13 protein-coding genes are annotated in these 16804 nt (G+C 48.7%); all 13 read right to left on the reverse strand.

The window, feature by feature from the left end:
* Complete coding sequence (rlmN, locus tag NSQ20_RS21605) at positions 1-1041, reverse strand: 23S rRNA (adenine(2503)-C(2))-methyltransferase RlmN (RefSeq protein WP_017687452.1); 1041 nt, start codon at positions 1039-1041, stop codon at positions 1-3.
* Positions 1042-1293: 252 nt separating this feature from the next.
* The gene (rsmB, locus tag NSQ20_RS21610; RefSeq protein ID WP_340030857.1) at positions 1294-2772 is read right to left on the reverse strand and encodes a 16S rRNA (cytosine(967)-C(5))-methyltransferase RsmB; all 1479 of its coding nucleotides are present in this window, start codon (positions 2770-2772) and stop codon (positions 1294-1296) included.
* Positions 2769-3722 carry a methionyl-tRNA formyltransferase gene (fmt, locus tag NSQ20_RS21615; protein WP_338706541.1) on the reverse strand — a complete coding sequence of 318 codons (954 nt, stop codon included), beginning with the start codon at positions 3720-3722 and terminating at the stop codon, positions 2769-2771. Before fmt ends, rsmB begins: the two co-directional genes overlap by 4 nt.
* A 12-nt stretch (positions 3723-3734) precedes the next feature.
* A complete protein-coding gene (gene def, locus NSQ20_RS21620; RefSeq protein ID WP_017687449.1) occupies positions 3735-4223 on the reverse strand; it encodes a peptide deformylase in 489 nt (162 codons plus the stop codon).
* 116 nt (positions 4224-4339) lie between these two features.
* Positions 4340-6889 (reverse strand): primosomal protein N', encoded by a 2550-nt coding sequence (priA, locus tag NSQ20_RS21625; RefSeq protein ID WP_105599619.1) that lies wholly within the window; start codon positions 6887-6889, stop codon positions 4340-4342.
* Positions 6890-6892: 3 nt separating this feature from the next.
* Positions 6893-8128, reverse strand: coding sequence for a bifunctional phosphopantothenoylcysteine decarboxylase/phosphopantothenate--cysteine ligase CoaBC (coaBC, locus tag NSQ20_RS21630; protein ID WP_340030858.1), 1236 nt, complete (start codon positions 8126-8128; stop codon positions 6893-6895).
* 300 nt (positions 8129-8428) lie between these two features.
* Complete coding sequence (rpoZ, locus tag NSQ20_RS21635; protein ID WP_036614619.1) at positions 8429-8641, reverse strand: DNA-directed RNA polymerase subunit omega; 213 nt, start codon at positions 8639-8641, stop codon at positions 8429-8431.
* 157 nt (positions 8642-8798) lie between these two features.
* Positions 8799-9371, reverse strand: a complete 573-nt coding sequence (gmk, locus tag NSQ20_RS21640) for a guanylate kinase (RefSeq protein ID WP_017687445.1) — start codon at positions 9369-9371, stop codon at positions 8799-8801.
* A gap of 13 nt (positions 9372-9384) precedes the next feature.
* On the reverse strand, positions 9385-9645 hold the full coding sequence (locus NSQ20_RS21645) for a DUF370 domain-containing protein (RefSeq protein ID WP_006209218.1): 261 nt from the start codon (positions 9643-9645) through the stop codon (positions 9385-9387).
* A 51-nt stretch (positions 9646-9696) separates the two neighbouring features.
* A complete protein-coding gene (locus NSQ20_RS21650) occupies positions 9697-10596 on the reverse strand; it encodes a YicC/YloC family endoribonuclease (protein ID WP_036614623.1) in 900 nt (299 codons plus the stop codon).
* Positions 10597-10615: 19 nt separating this feature from the next.
* Entirely contained in the window at positions 10616-12505 is a 1890-nt protein-coding gene (locus tag NSQ20_RS21655; protein ID WP_339186538.1) for a bifunctional homocysteine S-methyltransferase/methylenetetrahydrofolate reductase, read from the reverse strand.
* A gap of 214 nt (positions 12506-12719) precedes the next feature.
* Positions 12720-13553: a diaminopimelate epimerase gene (gene dapF / locus NSQ20_RS21660; RefSeq protein WP_076251213.1), complete on the reverse strand. Its 834-nt coding sequence runs from the start codon at positions 13551-13553 to the stop codon at positions 12720-12722.
* Positions 13554-13735: 182 nt separating this feature from the next.
* Positions 13736-16594 carry a calcium-translocating P-type ATPase, SERCA-type gene (locus tag NSQ20_RS21665; protein WP_340030859.1) on the reverse strand — a complete coding sequence of 953 codons (2859 nt, stop codon included), beginning with the start codon at positions 16592-16594 and terminating at the stop codon, positions 13736-13738.
* Positions 16595-16804: the final 210 nt, after the last annotated feature.

Raw genomic sequence — 16804 nt, forward strand, 5'->3', positions numbered from 1 at the left:
TCACCTCAACTCCATATGCTTTGCACGAAGCTGACCGCAAGCGGCAGCAATATCATGTCCCTGTTCACGACGAATGGTTACATTAACACCCTGTTCCGAGAGAATCTTCTGAAAATTGAAAATGTCGCTTCTCGATGTTCTTACATATTTGCGTTCAGGTACATGGTTAACCGGAATCAGATTCACGTGGCACAACATGTTCTTAAGCACACTTGCCAGTTCTGCTGCATGCTCTGGCTGATCGTTTACCCCACCAATAAGTGCATACTCGAACGTAATTCTCCGACCTGTTTTGGCCAGATAATAACGAAGGGACTCCATCACGTCTTCAAAAGGAAAACGACGGTTAACCGGCATCAATTTCGAACGCAGTGCATCATTTGGTGCATGGATCGAAATGGCAAGGTTAATCTGTGTATCTTCATCTGCAAACTTGTAGATGTTCGGAACGATTCCGCTCGTGGATACCGTGATGTGACGCTGACCGATGTTCAGCCCTTTTTCATGAATCATAATGCGCAGGAAAGTCATCGTAGCTTCATAGTTTTCGAAAGGTTCACCCGAACCCATGATTACGATGCTGCTGACACGCTCGTTGCGTTCATCCAGAATTTTCTGAGCCTGCACAACCTGGGCAACAATCTCCCCAGCCGTAAGGTTACGCTTGAGACCACCCAATGTGGATGCACAGAACGTACAACCAATACGACAACCAACCTGTGTGGTTACACAGATGCTGTTCCCGTAGTTATGCTTCATGATTACTGTCTCAATGGCATGATCATCATGAAGACCAAAGAGGAATTTAACCGTTCCATCCTTGGATTCAAACTTGGTAATTTCCTTAAGCGTTACAAATTCAAATTGCTCTGTCAGTTTTTCACGCAATGGCTTGGACAGATTGGTCATTTCACTGAAATCATTCACGCGTTTTACATAAATCCAGTCAAAGATTTGGCCACCGCGAAACGCCGGCTCCCCATTCTCCACAGCCCATTGCTGCAGTTGTTCCAGAGAATAATCATATATAAAAGGTTTCATTTTGTTGTCAACACCTATTCCTTCTTTTCTTTTCGTTGGCTTCCTTCTTTTCGTTCCATTCGTCCTATTCTATCACAAAGACCACGTTACATCCATGTATACCCTTGATATCTGTACTTCATGCATTATAACATCTCAATGCCGCCATCGCACCCTGTCACCACATTCTCTGACAATTATATCGAAGTCCCATCACAAAGAAATCCGCCGAAGTTCCCCTCGGCGGTCATACTTCCGTGCTCTATTAAACTGTTATTCCGCTGTTTTTGTCAACCGTGCGATGAAAAATCCGTCGCTGTGAGCGTATTGTGGCAAAATCTGAATACCACCGTTCACAACCTTCAAGTTCGCTGTCTCCGATTCAGACCAGACGGATGCTTCTGCTGGGCTGTATTCCGGATGTCGATTCAAGAAGTCTGCAACCATATCCTCATTCTCAGCAGGCTCAATCGTACACGTGCTATACACCAGAATACCACCTGGTTTTAACAACGGCGCAACCTGATCAAGCAATTCACGTTGCAAGCCTGCGATATCTTCGATATCTTTTACGGTTTTGGTCCATTTCACATCAGGCTTGCGGCGAATAACACCCAGACCTGAACATGGTGCATCCAGCAAAATGCGGTCAAACGACGCTTCCGGGTACCGTTCATTCAGGTCTAGCGCATCTCCAGTTACAGCATCGATACAAGTCAGACCGAGACGCTCCGCCTGATCCAAGATCAGCTGGCGCTTGTGAGCATGTACATCATTCGCGACAATACGACCGCGATCCTGCATTTTCTCAGCCATGTGAGCTGTTTTACCACCTGGAGCTGCGCAGCAATCCAATACAAGTTGGTCTACTTCTGGCGCAACTGCTTCAGCGACAAGCATGGAACTTTCGTCCTGTACAGAGAACAACCCGTCCCGATACCAGGTCGTTAGAGCCATGTTTCCGCCACTACGTACAAGAATTCCATCGGAACTCAGCTGAGAAGCTTCAACGACTGCACCTGTACTGGTCATCTCATGCATCAGTTTCTCCCGTGTGGTCATTGTTGTGTTGACCCGGACACTCACCGCTGGCGGCTCATTATTCGCACGACAGATCGCTTCCGCTGTCTCTTCGCCGTACTGGGCAATCCAGCGTTCAACCATCCATAACGGGTGGGAATGCTCCAGTGAAATACGTTCTGCAGCGGGCAGATGTTCTGGAATACGAAGTTCATCCCGATTGCGGATCATATTGCGGAGCACTCCATTCACCATACCCGAGATTCCCTGATGGCCCAGTTTCTTCGCCAGATTAACCGCTTCGCTCACCACGGCATGCTCCGGAATACGATCCAGGTATATCATCTGATAGACGCTGATTCGCAGCAGGCTACGAACCCATGGTTGCAGTTTGGATACTCCTTTGGCGACGTAACGTTCCAGAAAATAATCAAGTGTATTCAATCTGGCGATTGTTCCATACACCAATTCGGTAGCTAGTCCAGCATCTGCGGGGCTTAAATCCGCCTCTTTCAGACGGCGGTTCAACTCCAGATTACTGTATGCTCCATCTTGCTCAACAGCACTCAGAACCTTGACTGCCAATGTACGAGCAGATGTTTTGGGTTGCTGGGAGCGCGATGCACCACCCGATTTACCCGAATTCGGACGACGGTTTCCTTCACGTCCGGATGAATTCCCATTAGCTTGCTGGCCTTTTCCTGACGAACGACCTGGTATATTACCGCTCATCGCAGCACCGTTCCAGGTTTCAGTGTACCACCACGAGCAAAGTCAGCGGCCTGCATCACCTTTTTACCTGCTGGCTGCACTTCAGTCAACCAGAGAGACCCATTACCTGTGCGGACTTCAATCCCTGCCTTATTCAATTGCAGCACCGTTCCCGGCTCTGCTTGTCCAGCATCCGAAGAAGTTTCCAGGTCCACGTGATTGGGGTTAGACGCAGCCCAAATTTTAAAGACTTGATCATCCCACATCGTAAATGCACCGGAGAACGGCACAAGACCACGAATCTGATTGAACAGTTCACGTGAAGTACGACTCCAGTCCATTTTCTCGTCATCCCGAGTCAGATTGCGAGCATATGAAGCCTCGGCATCATCCTGAGGGACCGCTGTTGTCTCGCCTGCAATCAATCGTGGCATTTCTGCCTGAAGCAGTTTGGAACCAGCCTCACTTAATTTATCAAACATCGATCCTGATGTATCTTCATCCGTAATTGGCAGTTCCACACGCGAGATCATATCTCCGGTGTCCAAGCCTTCAGCCATATACATCAATGTGACTCCTGTCACGGATTCCCCGTTAATAATGGAACGTTGAATCGGTGCTCCTCCCCGATATTTCGGTAAAAGAGAGCCATGCACGTTCACACAACCACGAACAGGCATATCCAGCACGGCTTTGGGCAGAATCTGTCCAAAGGCCGCGGTTACAATCAGATCCGGCTTCCATTCAGCCAAGCGGGCTACCGCTTCCGGATCACGCAATTTAACAGGTTGAAACACCGGCAGACCGTGGCGTTCTGCCGCGGCCTTAACCGGTGTTGGCGTAAGTACTTTTTTGCGTCCCTGTGGTTTATCAGGTTGAGTCACCACACCCACCACATTGTACCCCTCTGCCATCAGCATATCGAGAGAAGGAACTGCAAATTCAGGTGTTCCCATAAAAACAATATTCAAATCGATCACTCCTTAATTACGACGCGGTCCCGTTTGATCGGCTGCAATTTCGTACACTTTCTCGGCGACATCCGTAAAGAGTACACCATCCAGATGATCAATCTCATGCTGGAATGCACGGGACAGCAAGCCACTACCCGTAATAATCAGCTCTTTACCTTCACGATCCAGACCTTTAACTGTAACGGTCTCGAAACGGCGAACATCACCATTAATTCCAGGGATACTCAGACAACCTTCAGGTCCAAATTGTTCTCCCTCACTTGCAATGATCTCCGGGTTAATCATCTTGATCAGCCCTTGCTCATCACCTGCGTCGATAACAATCAGACGTTTCAAAATACCGACCTGTGGCGCAGCAAGACCCACACCTTCCGCATCGTACATGGTATCAGCCATATCATCCAGCAATTTTTGTACATTTGGTGTAATTTTGGTTACTTCTTTGGCTCTCTTGTGGAGCACCTCATCTGGTTCTTGCACGATAATGCGAATCGACATGTTGTAAGCACCTTCCTAATCCTCATCATAATTTCAGGACGATATCTGTATTTTTGGGGTATTCATTTTAATCTATGTTTATACCGCTTGTTTACATCCGCATTGCTGCAAAATGCTTACATTAACATTTGCGGGTCTACATCCAGACTAATAAGCAATTTTTGCGCCTGAACATCATCGTCCATGCGCCGGGCCGTAGCCAGAGCGAGTCCTATGGCGTCTACATCCCCCCGCCATTTTATCATACATTGGAATCTGTATCTATTCTTGATCCGAGGAATCGGAGACGCTACCGGCCCCAGTACATCAAAGGCATCATTGCTGAATCGATCCAGACTGCCGAGCCATCCAGCCGCATTAGCCTTCTCTTTCAGTATTCGCGTATAGTTCTCGGCAAGACGAATCAATACTGGAAGTTGCTCATGCGAAAAGGTCACCAGAATCAGGCGACAGTATGGCGGATATTGCAAATTGCGACGGTGCAGCAATTCCTCACGTACAAACGACACATAGTCATGCTGACTCGCATGACCAATGGAGTAGTGTTCCGGCGTATAGGACTGAACAAACACCTCACCAGGCAATTGGTGCCGACCCGCTCGGCCAGCTACCTGTGTTAGCAACTGAAACGTTTTTTCCGCAGCACGGAAATCAGGTAAATTCAACGCTGAGTCCGCTGTTATCACGCCAACTAGGGTTACATCCGGGAAATCAAGACCCTTCGCAACCATCTGGGTGCCCAGCAATACATCCGCCTTTTTCTCACGAAACTGTTTCAGTAGCTTCTCGTGAGCCCCTTTTTCCGTTGTTGTATCCACATCCATCCGAATGACCCGAATACCCGGGAAGAGCTTGGCAAGCTCTTCCTCGACTCGCTGTGTACCTGTACCAAAGTATCGAATATGCTCACTTCCACAGTCCGGACACACTTCCGGAGCCGCTTCCGCATACCCGCAGTAATGACAACGGAGATTATTCGAGCGCTGATGATACGTCAATGAAATATCACATTCAGGACAACCTGCCACATATCCACAACTTCGGCACATAACAAAGGTCGAATATCCACGGCGATTCAGCAGAAGCACCGTCTGTTCACCACGTTCCAAGCGTTCCTCCAGCCCTTTGTGCAAAGCCCTGCTGAACATGGAGCGGTTGCCATCCTTCAACTCTTCACGCATATCAACGATCCGCACTTCAGGCAGCTTGTTACCCAGTGCCCGCGTTGGCATCTCCAGTAAGAGTGGTGCAAAATCATCATTACTCTGCGAGCGTGCAGCGTAATAACTTTCCAGCGAAGGTGTCGCTGAACCCAGAACAACCACCGCCTGATGCTGCTGTGCTCTTTTTACCGCTACATCACGAGCATGATATTTCGGAGTTTCCTCCTGTTTGTAGGAAGTCTCGTGTTCTTCATCCATAATGATCAACCCAAGCCGACTGAATGGAGCAAATACAGCTGAACGCGCCCCAATTGCAACCTTCACCTGACCCTCACGAATCTTGCGCCATTCATCATAACGTTCACCGCCAGACAGACGACTGTGCATAACAGCAACTTGGTCTCCAAATCGCCCTTTAAAACGTTCTACCATCTGTGGTGTGAGCGCAATCTCGGGCACCAGTACGATAGCCTGCCGATCCTGTTCGATGCATTGTTGAATGGTTTGAAGATAGACTTCCGTCTTGCCACTTCCCGTAACACCATGTAACAAAAACACCCCATGGCGTTGTTCCTGCAATCGGCCATTGATATTGTCGTAGACAAGTTTTTGCTCATCGGTCAGAACCAGCGGTTCAGTCGCTTTGAACGTCCTGCCCTGATACGGGTCACGGAAGACCTCAACGTCCTCGGTGACGATCAGTCCCTTTTCCTCAAGCCCTTTAATCGTCGCGGCCGATACCTGTAGTGTAGATAACACTTCTTTCATCGGCATGGGCAGCAGTTCTTTCATTTCCAGCAAAAAAGCCAGAATCTCCTTCTGCCGCTGTGCTTTCGCCGGGAATGAAGCAAGTGCTTCCTGAGCAGCAGCAATATCTACAGCCAGATCAACGGACTTCATCGTTTTTTTATTTAACTTGTCCTTGATGGCCTGACTTTCCAGCAGTACACCACCAAGCAATAATTTCTTAATTAGTGCAGCATGATTGGGATATTTCCGACTCAGTTGTTGCAGCGGTACCTGACCCCGACTTTTGACAAAACGGATGATATCCTGCTGTACTTTCTCGGTCGTAGACTCTTCTCCCCAAACAAATAACACCTCATCATCCGGTTGTGCTCCCGCCATCTGTCCATCAAGTGCATCTCCCAGCGAGATGTATCGCTCTGCTTTACCTTTCAATGCCGTCGGCACCATGACCTGCAATGACAAAATCCGGTTACTGGCATAACGTCCACTCATCCATTCGGCCAACTCAACCAAATCCTTTGACAACGGGGGAACAATGTCCAGTAACTCCTGAATCTGCTTAAGCTTGAATGTTTCCTCTCCGGTACGCGGCACAAGATCAATCACGAATCCCTGCACCGTCCGATGACCAAAAGGTACACCCACCCGGCTGCCAATCTCGATCCATTCCCTCATCGATTCAGGTACCAGGTAATCAAACGGCCGGTCTGTTTCCTTCACGGGAACATCGACTATGACCTTGGCAATCTCCATTTCCTAATTCCTCCCGGCAATGCGCTCCGCCGCAATCCGGAGCAACCGATGAGCCACATCGTCCTTGGCTATCACTGGAAGCTCCTCCACCAAACCTTCCCGGTCATAGATATGTACCGCGTTGGTGTCTGTTCCAAATCCTGCACCCGTGCGGGTTACATCATTGGCTACGATCAGATCACAGTTTTTCCGTTCCAATTTCTCACGTGCATACATCTCAACTGACTGAGTCTCCGCAGCAAAACCAATCAAAAATTGATGGGTCTTCTGTTTGCCCAGCGTTTCAAGAATATCTATATTTTTAATAAGTTCGAGCGACAGCGTGTCGCCTTTCTTCTTGATCTTCTCGGTATAAACTTCCTTTGGACGATAATCGGCAACTGCCGCCGCCTTAACCACGATATCAGCATCGTCCCACTCGCGTGTTACCGCTTCATACATATCCTGTGCAGACTGTACAGGGATCAACTCAACGTTCTCCGGTGGCTTGGCTTGGGTACTGCCCATAACCAATTTCACATCTGCCCCCAGATCACGCGCAGCTGCGGCTATGGCAAATCCCATTTTGCCAGATGAATCGTTCGTAATGTATCGTACTGGATCAATGCGCTCAATCGTACCTCCAGCCGTAACAACAACCTTCTTGCCTTGTAACAATGAAGCTTGTCCCTGCCGACTAATGTCTGCAGATTCTTTCTGTTCAAAGAAACGTTCTACCACATCCACAATGCTCTCCGGTTCTTCCAGACGTCCCTTACCCACATATCCACACGCAAGCAGACCTTCACCCGGTTCAATCATCATGGCGCCCCGTTCAACAAGCAGGTTCATATTATGCTTTACAGCTGGATGATCATACATATGTACATTCATCGCTGGTGCAATCATGACAGGGGCTGTCGTCGCAAGAAGAGTTGTTGAGAGCATATCATCTGCCATGCCATGCGCCATCTTGGCAATCACATTGGCTGTTGCCGGAGCAACCAGAACAAGATCCGCCAGATCGGCCAGATGAATATGAGATACGACTGCTGGCTCACGCTCATCAAATGTATCGGTATATACGGTGTTTCGGGTCAACGTTTGCAGCGTCAATTCGGTAATAAACTGTGTAGCGGAAGCTGTCATAATCACATGAACATCCGCTCCCTTTTGCACCAGTCTGCTGCATAATGTTGCCGCTTTGTAAGCGGCTATGCCGCCAGTCACACCAAGCACGATTTTTTTACCGTTCAACATGTTTATTTCCCCCGATATTTATACGACGTCTAGGGCGCGTCTGAAAACTCCGAAGGAAGCAGATTTTCCCGAATTTTCGTTCCAAGCAAGGAAGTTTTCCGCAGGCGTGCCGGGGCACGTCAAGGGAAAGTGACGCAACAGGGGGCGAAAAGGCGGTAAAAGATGCACTTCAGCGAGTTTTGAGACACGTCCTAAGTAAGATTCCGTTAAAATATGCTTATTCGTAAAAAAATAACAACCTCGCGGTTGTCAATTAATCCGGCTTGCGCCGTATGCAGTTGAAGAGCAGCCGCAGGCGGCTTACTCTTCTTCTTCGTCCTGTCCTTTGATGACAACGAGCAGGTCTCCATAGATTTCTTCCAGTGCAACGCCAACTTGTTTATGGGATCTCGCACCTCTTAAATCCGTTTTTTCACCTTCACGTAGCTGTCTAGCCCGGCGGGAAGCAGCAACAACAAGGGAATACTTGCTGTCGACTTTGTTCATCATTTCATCAATAGAAGGATACAGCATATTAACAAACACCTCTTCGCATTAGTATAATCGCAAGTTGCCGCCTGACAGAACTGATGTAGCATGTCTTCACACCCGGGCATTCCGAGAAGGAGTGCTTCAGTATATGATATGACAACTGCCCCACTTATATCGCATTCTGCAGCGGCAAAAGGGATTATTTATTGATCTTACAATGTTCGGCGATTATGATGCTTTCTATTCTCTTGCACGCCAAATCAATTTCATCATTAACAACAGCGTAATCATACTGCTCCAGCAGACTGATCTCATCAACCGCCACGGACATCCGGTGATCAATGGTCGCTTGGCTTTCGGTACCACGGCCCTGAATGCGATCTTTCAGCTCGTCCAATGAAGGAGGAAGCAGGAAAACAAAGATCCCTTCCGGGAATTTCTCTTTCACTTTTAACGCGCCTTGAACCTCAATCTCCAGAATGATGTCGCGGCCTTCGTTAATCGTTTTCTCTACAAAATCACGCGGTGTTCCGTAATAATTACCAACATACTCCGCATGTTCCAACAATTGATCTTCAGCAATCATGTTCTGGAACTCTTCATGACTTCTGAAGAAATAGTTAACACCATGTTCTTCACCAAGACGAGGCTGACGGGTTGTTGCCGATACGGAATAGATCAATTCCGGCACCCGTTTGCGCAAAGCGCTGCATACAGTACCCTTCCCGACCCCAGATGGGCCGGACAACACTACCAGTAATCCCTTAGACATATTACACTCCATTTTATTCGTCGTTATCATCATCTTTCGAAGAAAGACGATGGGCGACCGTCTCAGGCTGAACTGCAGACAAAATGACATGATCGCTATCCGTAATAATTACGGCACGAGTACGTCTTCCGTACGTTGCATCAATCAGCATGTGACGATCTCTTGCCTCTTGTATAATTCTCTTGATCGGCGCCGATTCCGGACTCACGATGGATATAATCCGGTTCGCCGATACGATGTTACCGAATCCAATGTTAATGAGTTTGATTGCCATAATCAGGTTCTTCCCCCTATACATGCGACTCTTTTGCCGAAATGTGGCCGTTCACTCGATATTCGCAGCTTGCTCACGAATCTTCTCCAGCTCCGCCTTCATCTCGACAACACGATTCACCAGAGCCAAATGGTTGGCTTTTGATCCAATCGTATTGACTTCCCGATTCATCTCTTGAATTAGAAAGTCCAACTTACGACCTACGGGCTCATCACTCTTCAGCAGTTCCCTGCTCTGTCCAAAGTGACTCTGTAGACGCGTAAGCTCCTCTTCTATGTTAGAACGATCGGCAAACATTGCAATTTCCATACCCAATTTATGCTCATCAAAAGGGAAAGAGCCTTCTTCCTGCATTTCCGTAAGCCTTTGTCTTAGCTTGTTGCGATAATCACTTACCACAGTCGGTGCAAGATCAAGCATTTCGGTATGCAGTGACTCCAGACGGGTAATCCGCCGTTCCAGATCACTGGCCAGATGAAGACCCTCGCGAGCGCGCATCTGTTCAAGGCTGGACAGAGCCTCTTTCAATCCTTCCTGCAGAACTCGCTCCCATTCGTCCTTCTGCTCTTCCGGAATGGAACTTGTCCCATCCGAATGAACCATGACGTCCGGCAGCCCAAGCATATCCACAATACTTGGTTTGCCCTGCAATCCATATTGGGTCTCCAGTTGCTCTGCAGCCTGCAGATAGGCCCTGACCGTCTGTTCATTCAGAACAGCGGGAAGAGCCTGGTCTTCCTCTTTTTCTTTCATTACATAAACATCAATCCGCCCACGTTTCAAACGACTCTGTACGATCTTCCTCAAACCGTCTTCATAATACGTCCACTCTCTTGGCAGACGCATCATCACTTCGCAATAACGATGATTAACAGATTTGATCTCTAATTGTACCTTATAGCCGCCAAAATGAAAGGCGGATTGACCGTATCCGGTCATACTGAATGACATCGGCATCACATCCGTTTTACTATTGTAATTGATTATTAGGGTTGAAACAAGTAGGACATTGATGCTCCGACTTCTCCCATACGTATTGCGTCAGTTCGGCCGTCATGCCGTAGAACATAAACGGTGTCATGAGATAGATGCCTTTGAAATGCGCTGTTGCTACGTCCAGCAGTTCTTTGGCAATTTTTACTCCCATCGCACGGCCTTCTTCGCCTTCCAGACCTGCCATACGGGAACGCACTTCATCCGAAAGCTGAATCCCGGGAACCTCGTTGTGTAGATACTCTGCATTCCGTCCACTCGCTAGCGGCATTACACCTACAAAAATGGGCACATCCAGATGTTTGGTCGCTTCGTGCATTGCTACAATCAACTCAGGATCATAGATCGGTTGTGTCATGATGTAATCAGCGCCAGAGGCAATTTTCTTCTCCAGACGTTGTACAGCTTTCTCCAAATATTTCACATTAGGATTAAATGCCGCTCCGATGACAAAACCAGCTTTTTGCTTCAGCGGTTTACCTGAGAAAGCCACTCCATCGTTCAACTGTTTGATCATGCGTATGATTTCAAAAGAAGTCAGATCGTATACCGAGCTCGAACCAGGCAGATCGCCAAATCTTGCAGGATCTCCTGTTACAGCCAGTACATGATTAATACTCAAAGCATCAAACCCCATCATGTGGGACTGCGTTCCAATCAGATTCCGGTCACGGCAGGCAATATGCACCAGTGGACGAAGGCCCGTGCGATCCTGAACGAGGTGACCCAGCGCCATGTTGCTCATGCGTGTAACCGCGAGTGAATTATCGGCCAGTGTCAGGGCATCGGCTCCGGCTGCTTTCAGTGTCTCGGCACCTTTCATGAACTTGGCAATGTCCAAGTCACGTGGCGGGTCAAGTTCAACGATAACGGTGTGACGATGCTTGACCAGATCAACGATCGTAGGCTGTCCGCCACGTCCGGAACGCTCATCCACATTTTCATGCAACACAATACGCGGTTTAGATTCTGACGGATCAGGCTCCAGAATAGGCGAAGGCACATAGTCAGCAAGCGCCTCTTTCATAGCGGTAATATGATCAGGTGTCGTACCACAGCAACCACCGATAATACGAGCGCCCAGTTCAGCAAATTGCACTGCCGTCTGACCAAAGTACTCCGGAGTCGCACCATAACGGAACTCACCATCTACATAATCTGCTGCACCCGCATTCGGGTAGACGGACATTGGAATACCAATTCGTCCCGAGACGGTTTCCATGGCACGCATAATCCCGTTTGGACCTGAGCGACAGTTAAAACCAATGACATCCGCGCCCTGCTCCCGCATAATCCGGAAGGCTTCAGGCATTGTATATCCGTCCAGTGTGTGTCCTACATCCTCAACCGCGAACTGTCCAATCACGGGCAGATCACTTAGCTTGCGTGCTTGCAAAAGGGCAATATCCATTTCCTCGATATCATAGAAGGTCTCAAGCAAAATGCCATCCACGCCTTCATCTAGCAGTGCAGAGATCTGTTGTTGATAAAAGCGTTTCAGTTCACTCGTTGACACGTTTGTCCGCTTGCCACCTCGAATGGAACCAACTGCACCAAGCACATAACCGGTATCTCCAGCTACCTCTTTGGCGATGCGTACGCCGGCACGGTTCACGTCCTCCACCTTGGACTCCAGACCGAACTTGGACAACTTGTCGTAATTGGCAGAATACGTATTTGTTTCAAATATTTCTGTACCTGCATCCCGATAACGGCGATGTACATCCGCCACTACTTCAGGTGAAATCAAGTTTAATTCTTCATATGAAATCCCCACCGGGAACCCCATTTGGTACAGAAATGTTCCCATGGCCCCATCTCCAACGAGAACCCGTTCCTGCATAACTTTGCGCAAATCCGCCTTCATCCCATTTCCCCCCGCCTAGCTGTGATCATTTACATACTAATGTAACACAAAAAACGCTAAAAAACGAAGAAAAACACAGGTTTTTAATGAGTATCCAGCTCATATGGACTTTCTTGCCATACAGCCCCCAATATGTCTCTGTACAGGAGACACGACCTGTCCTTTTTGATAAAAAAAGAGGCCCGCAGGCCCCTTTGGTTAAACCTTTCACTTTTTATGAAGTGATTCCCTTAAAAACAACTTCAGCAGGTCCAGTCATGTACACATGATTGTCAGCTTCATTCCACTCAATATGGAGATCCCCACCCTTGAGGCTGATGACTGCTGTACGATCTGTATGTCCATTCAGGACAGAGGATACCAGTGTCGCACAAGCTCCGGTTCCACAAGCTAGTGTTGGACCCGCTCCGCGTTCCCATACACGCATGTCCACATATCCACGGTCACGAACTGTGGCGAATTCCACATTGATTTTTTTTGGAAACATCGGATGCACTTCAAGAAGTGGTCCCCAAGTCGTGAGGTCAAAATTCACAGCGTCATCTACATAGATAACCGCATGCGGGTTACCCATGGATACGGCAGTGAATTTGAACGCATGTCCATTTGCTTCAATGTAGTGATCAACCACTGGGTTGGCATCCACCGTTGTAGGCACTTGAAGACCGTTCAGGATCGGCTCACCCATGTCGACACGTACCGTTTCCACTTTACCATCACGAATGTTGAGACTCACAGGTTGTACCCCTGCACCAATCGTTTCAATGGTGATCTGCTCCTGGCTCACGTGACCATGATCGTATACGTATTTGGATACACAGCGAATGGCATTACCGCACTGTTCTGCTTCCGAACCGTCCGAATTCATGATACGCATCTGAAAGTCCGCCTTCTCCGAAGGCAGTATATAAACCAGGCCGTCCGCACCGATGCCAAAGAAACGGTTGCACCATTTCACAGCCAACTCTGCCGCATCTGCCGGAAGCTCCTTTTCACCAAATACAACGATAAAATCGTTACCAAGTCCATGCATTTTCGTAAATTCCATAATCTTGCCCACTCCTTTTGGCAGTCTGCTGCCAAAGCTATATTCTTGCTCTTCTACAGGATTACCATAGAAATTCATATTCAGCATTTACACAAAAAAGCTATCCTGCAAAATGCCAAAGCTTCCGCTTTGAATCATTTTGAGGATAGCATACCGAAATAGGTAGGGAAAAGGTATTGATTTTATGCCGAAAACTTTGTACTTTTCGGTACGAAGCGGCCAGAACCACCCATACGGCGGCGGTTACGACGACCACCCCAGACGCTGCCTGCGCCCATAAGAAACGTGGGAATGCCCGCAGCTACGATACAGATCGCCCATTCACGCAATCCCAGAGGTACGGTTTTGAAGATCGGCTGCAGCGGTTCAACGTACATGACAACCAGCATCAGTACAACCGATGAAATAACGGCAAGAACCAGATATTTGTTCTGTAGTGGATTGCGGTGGAAGATGGACCGTGAACTACGGCAATCAAAAACATGGATAAGTTGCGCCAAAACGAGTGTAGCAAAAGCTACAGACTGTGCCTTGATCAGTTGACCCGGATTATCCGGCGCAGCCTGAAGGGTAAGCCAGAACGCTCCGAGTGTGCATAACCCAATCAACACACCCCGGCTGACGATTTTCCACCCCAGTCTGCGGGCAAAAATGTTTTCCTTGGCGCCACGGGGTTTGTGTTCCATCAGATCTTTCTCAGGCTGATCTACCCCCAGCGCCATTGCAGGCAAACCATCCGTTACGAGGTTAACCCACAGAATCTGAATAGGTACGAGTGGTAGCGGCAGGCCCATCATCATTGCAAAGAACATCGTCAATATTTCGCCCACGTTTGATGCCAGCAAATAACGGATAAACTTGCGAATGTTCTCATAAATATTACGGCCTTCTTCAATGGCAGCCACAATGGTTGAGAAGTTATCATCACTCAGAATGAGCGCCGAAGCTTCCTTCGTGACATCCGTTCCTGTAATGCCCATCGCTATGCCGATATCTGCAGCTTTGATCGCCGGAGCATCATTGACTCCATCACCCGTCATCGCGACGACATGCCCTTTGCGCTGTAACGATTTCACGATGCGAAGCTTGTGTTCCGGAGATACCCTTGAGAACACGTAGATGCCCTCTACCTGTTTATCCAGTTGCTCGTCTGTCATGCCTGCCAGTTGCTGACCACTTAACGAAGCCCCTCCGCGGGGAAGAATCCCCAACTGATGAGCAATGGCTTCTGCCGTTGTTCCATGATCACCTGTGATCATGACAGTTCGTATCCCCGCCTTGCGGCATGTTGCAATCGCATCTCGCACTTCACGACGTGGTGGATCTATCATACCTGCAAGTCCTACGAAGACAAGCTGACTCTCGGCGGCATGTTCATCAGCCACTTTTTCTTCCGGCCGCACTTCACGATAGGCCATTCCAAGGACACGTAGTGCCGCTCCGGCCATGCTCTCGTTAGCTGCCATCACTTTCTGGCGCAGTGTCCCAGTGAAAGGCACGACCTTGCCTTCCCACAAAATATAACTGCAGTGTCCAATCAACACATCCGGTGCACCTTTGGTATAGATCATTCGGCCCCCCTGATGATGAACCAGGACCGACATGCGTTTTCGCTCCGAATCAAACGGGAATTCCTGCTGGCGGGCATACAACTCTTTGAGTCCGGCAGGAGTAAGCCCCATTTTGGAGGCCAGTGTGACGAGTGCCCCTTCCGTCGGATCGCCTTTCAGCTCCCAGAATACATTATCTCGTTGAACGGTTTCTTCTTGGAGTTCACCTTTTTTCGTGTTTTTCTTGCTTTCCTTTTTGGTATCCTTGCCCTTTTTCTTGCTCCCCACCTCGCTTGAAGCACTTTCCACAATACTCGCATTGTTGCAAAGCGCGCTGATCTGAAGCATTCTGCGTAGCGACTGGTCACTCTTCAGTTCCACCGTACGACCGTTCTCTAGCATCTGCCCTTCAGGTGCATAACCATCCCCGGTAACCTTGATGTTACGTCCCTCCAGCCACACATCCGTTACCGTCATCTTGTTCTGAGTGAGCGTGCCAGTCTTATCCGAACAGATTACGGATGCACAGCCCAGAGTTTCGACAGAAGGCAGTTTGCGTACAATGGCTTTACGTTTGATCATACGCTGCACGCCTAGTGCGAGTGCAATGGTTACAATGGCCGGCAGACCCTCCGGTATGGCAGCCACCGCGAGGCTGACCCCTGCCAGAAACATGCCAACGGCTGGTTGTCCGTGCAATATCCCTGCGACGACAACCATAATGGTTAATCCCAATGCGACAAAAATCAGAATTTTGCCCAGTTGTTCCAGCCTGTGCTGTAACGGTGTTTCCTGCTCCTCCGTATTCTGGATCAGATCGGCGATTTTGCCCATCTCCGTCTCCATCCCCGTACGGATAACCACACCTTTGGCTGTACCACGAGTGACCATGGTACCCATAAAACCAATATTCTTCTGATCACCCAGCGGAACGTCCTCGTCCGCAATCGGAAGGCAATGTTTGCTTACAGGAACCGATTCCCCGGTAAGGGCCGACTCCTCGACATCCAGACTGTTCGTTTGCAGCCAGCGCACATCAGCGGGTATGCGGTCCCCACTCTCCACCATAATAATATCCCCGGGGACAAGTTGTTTGGCGGCAAGGTGTACTTCCTGGCCTGAACGAAGCACTTTGGCAAGAGGTGCAGACAACTGTTTCAATGCACGAAGAGATCGTTCAGCCCGGAATTCCTGTACAAACCCCAGAATCGCATTCAGTACGATAATAGCCACAATCGTTACCGCATCCAGATACTCACCCAGTAATCCGGATACCAACGTTGCTCCCATCAACACCAGCACCATAAAATCCTTGAACTGATTCAAGAGCAATGTAATTGGAGAAATGCGTTTCCCCTCGCTCAGCTCATTCGAACCGACCACTTTCCTCTTCTCTGCTACAGCTTCATCCGTCAATCCTTCCTGCGGGCTGACGCCAAGAGTGTTACGAAGCTCTTCATCACTAAGTTGATGCCACTTGGTATGTTCCATGCTTCAAGTTTCCCTCCCAGTCTGTATTTCATCTGCAAAATAAACTCACATGACTCACCGGCGCGCTGGTCGACAGGCTGTACACTATGCCGGACAAACTACCTGCTCTATATGTATTCGGACAGGTCTGTGATTAGCACCCGGAAGGTGAATCCTTTCCCTGATGGACAGAATAGGCTAAAATAAAAGTCTGCGATGTTCTGCGCAGTA

The sequence above is a fragment of the Paenibacillus sp. FSL K6-1122 genome, from assembly GCF_037977015.1.
Taxonomy (GTDB): domain Bacteria; phylum Bacillota; class Bacilli; order Paenibacillales; family Paenibacillaceae; genus Paenibacillus; species Paenibacillus amylolyticus.

Bases quoted from the DNA above. Each gene is read 5' to 3' on its own strand.
- rlmN (WP_017687452.1), bottom strand. From the start codon at position 1,041: ATGAAACCTTTTATATATGATTATTCTCTGGAACAACTGCAGCAATGG.
- rsmB (WP_340030857.1), bottom strand. From the start codon at position 2,772: ATGAGCGGTAATATACCAGGTCGTTCGTCAGGAAAAGGCCAGCAAGCT.
- def (WP_017687449.1), bottom strand. From the start codon at position 4,223: ATGTCGATTCGCATTATCGTGCAAGAACCAGATGAGGTGCTCCACAAG.
- priA (WP_105599619.1), bottom strand. From the start codon at position 6,889: ATGGAGATTGCCAAGGTCATAGTCGATGTTCCCGTGAAGGAAACAGAC.
- coaBC (WP_340030858.1), bottom strand. From the start codon at position 8,128: ATGTTGAACGGTAAAAAAATCGTGCTTGGTGTGACTGGCGGCATAGCC.
- rpoZ (WP_036614619.1), bottom strand. From the start codon at position 8,641: ATGCTGTATCCTTCTATTGATGAAATGATGAACAAAGTCGACAGCAAG.
- gmk (WP_017687445.1), bottom strand. From the start codon at position 9,371: ATGTCTAAGGGATTACTGGTAGTGTTGTCCGGCCCATCTGGGGTCGGG.
- NSQ20_RS21645 (WP_006209218.1), bottom strand. From the start codon at position 9,645: ATGGCAATCAAACTCATTAACATTGGATTCGGTAACATCGTATCGGCG.
- NSQ20_RS21650 (WP_036614623.1), bottom strand. From the start codon at position 10,596: ATGTCATTCAGTATGACCGGATACGGTCAATCCGCCTTTCATTTTGGC.
- NSQ20_RS21655 (WP_339186538.1), bottom strand. From the start codon at position 12,505: ATGAAGGCGGATTTGCGCAAAGTTATGCAGGAACGGGTTCTCGTTGGA.
- dapF (WP_076251213.1), bottom strand. From the start codon at position 13,553: ATGGAATTTACGAAAATGCATGGACTTGGTAACGATTTTATCGTTGTA.
- NSQ20_RS21665 (WP_340030859.1), bottom strand. From the start codon at position 16,594: ATGGAACATACCAAGTGGCATCAACTTAGTGATGAAGAGCTTCGTAAC.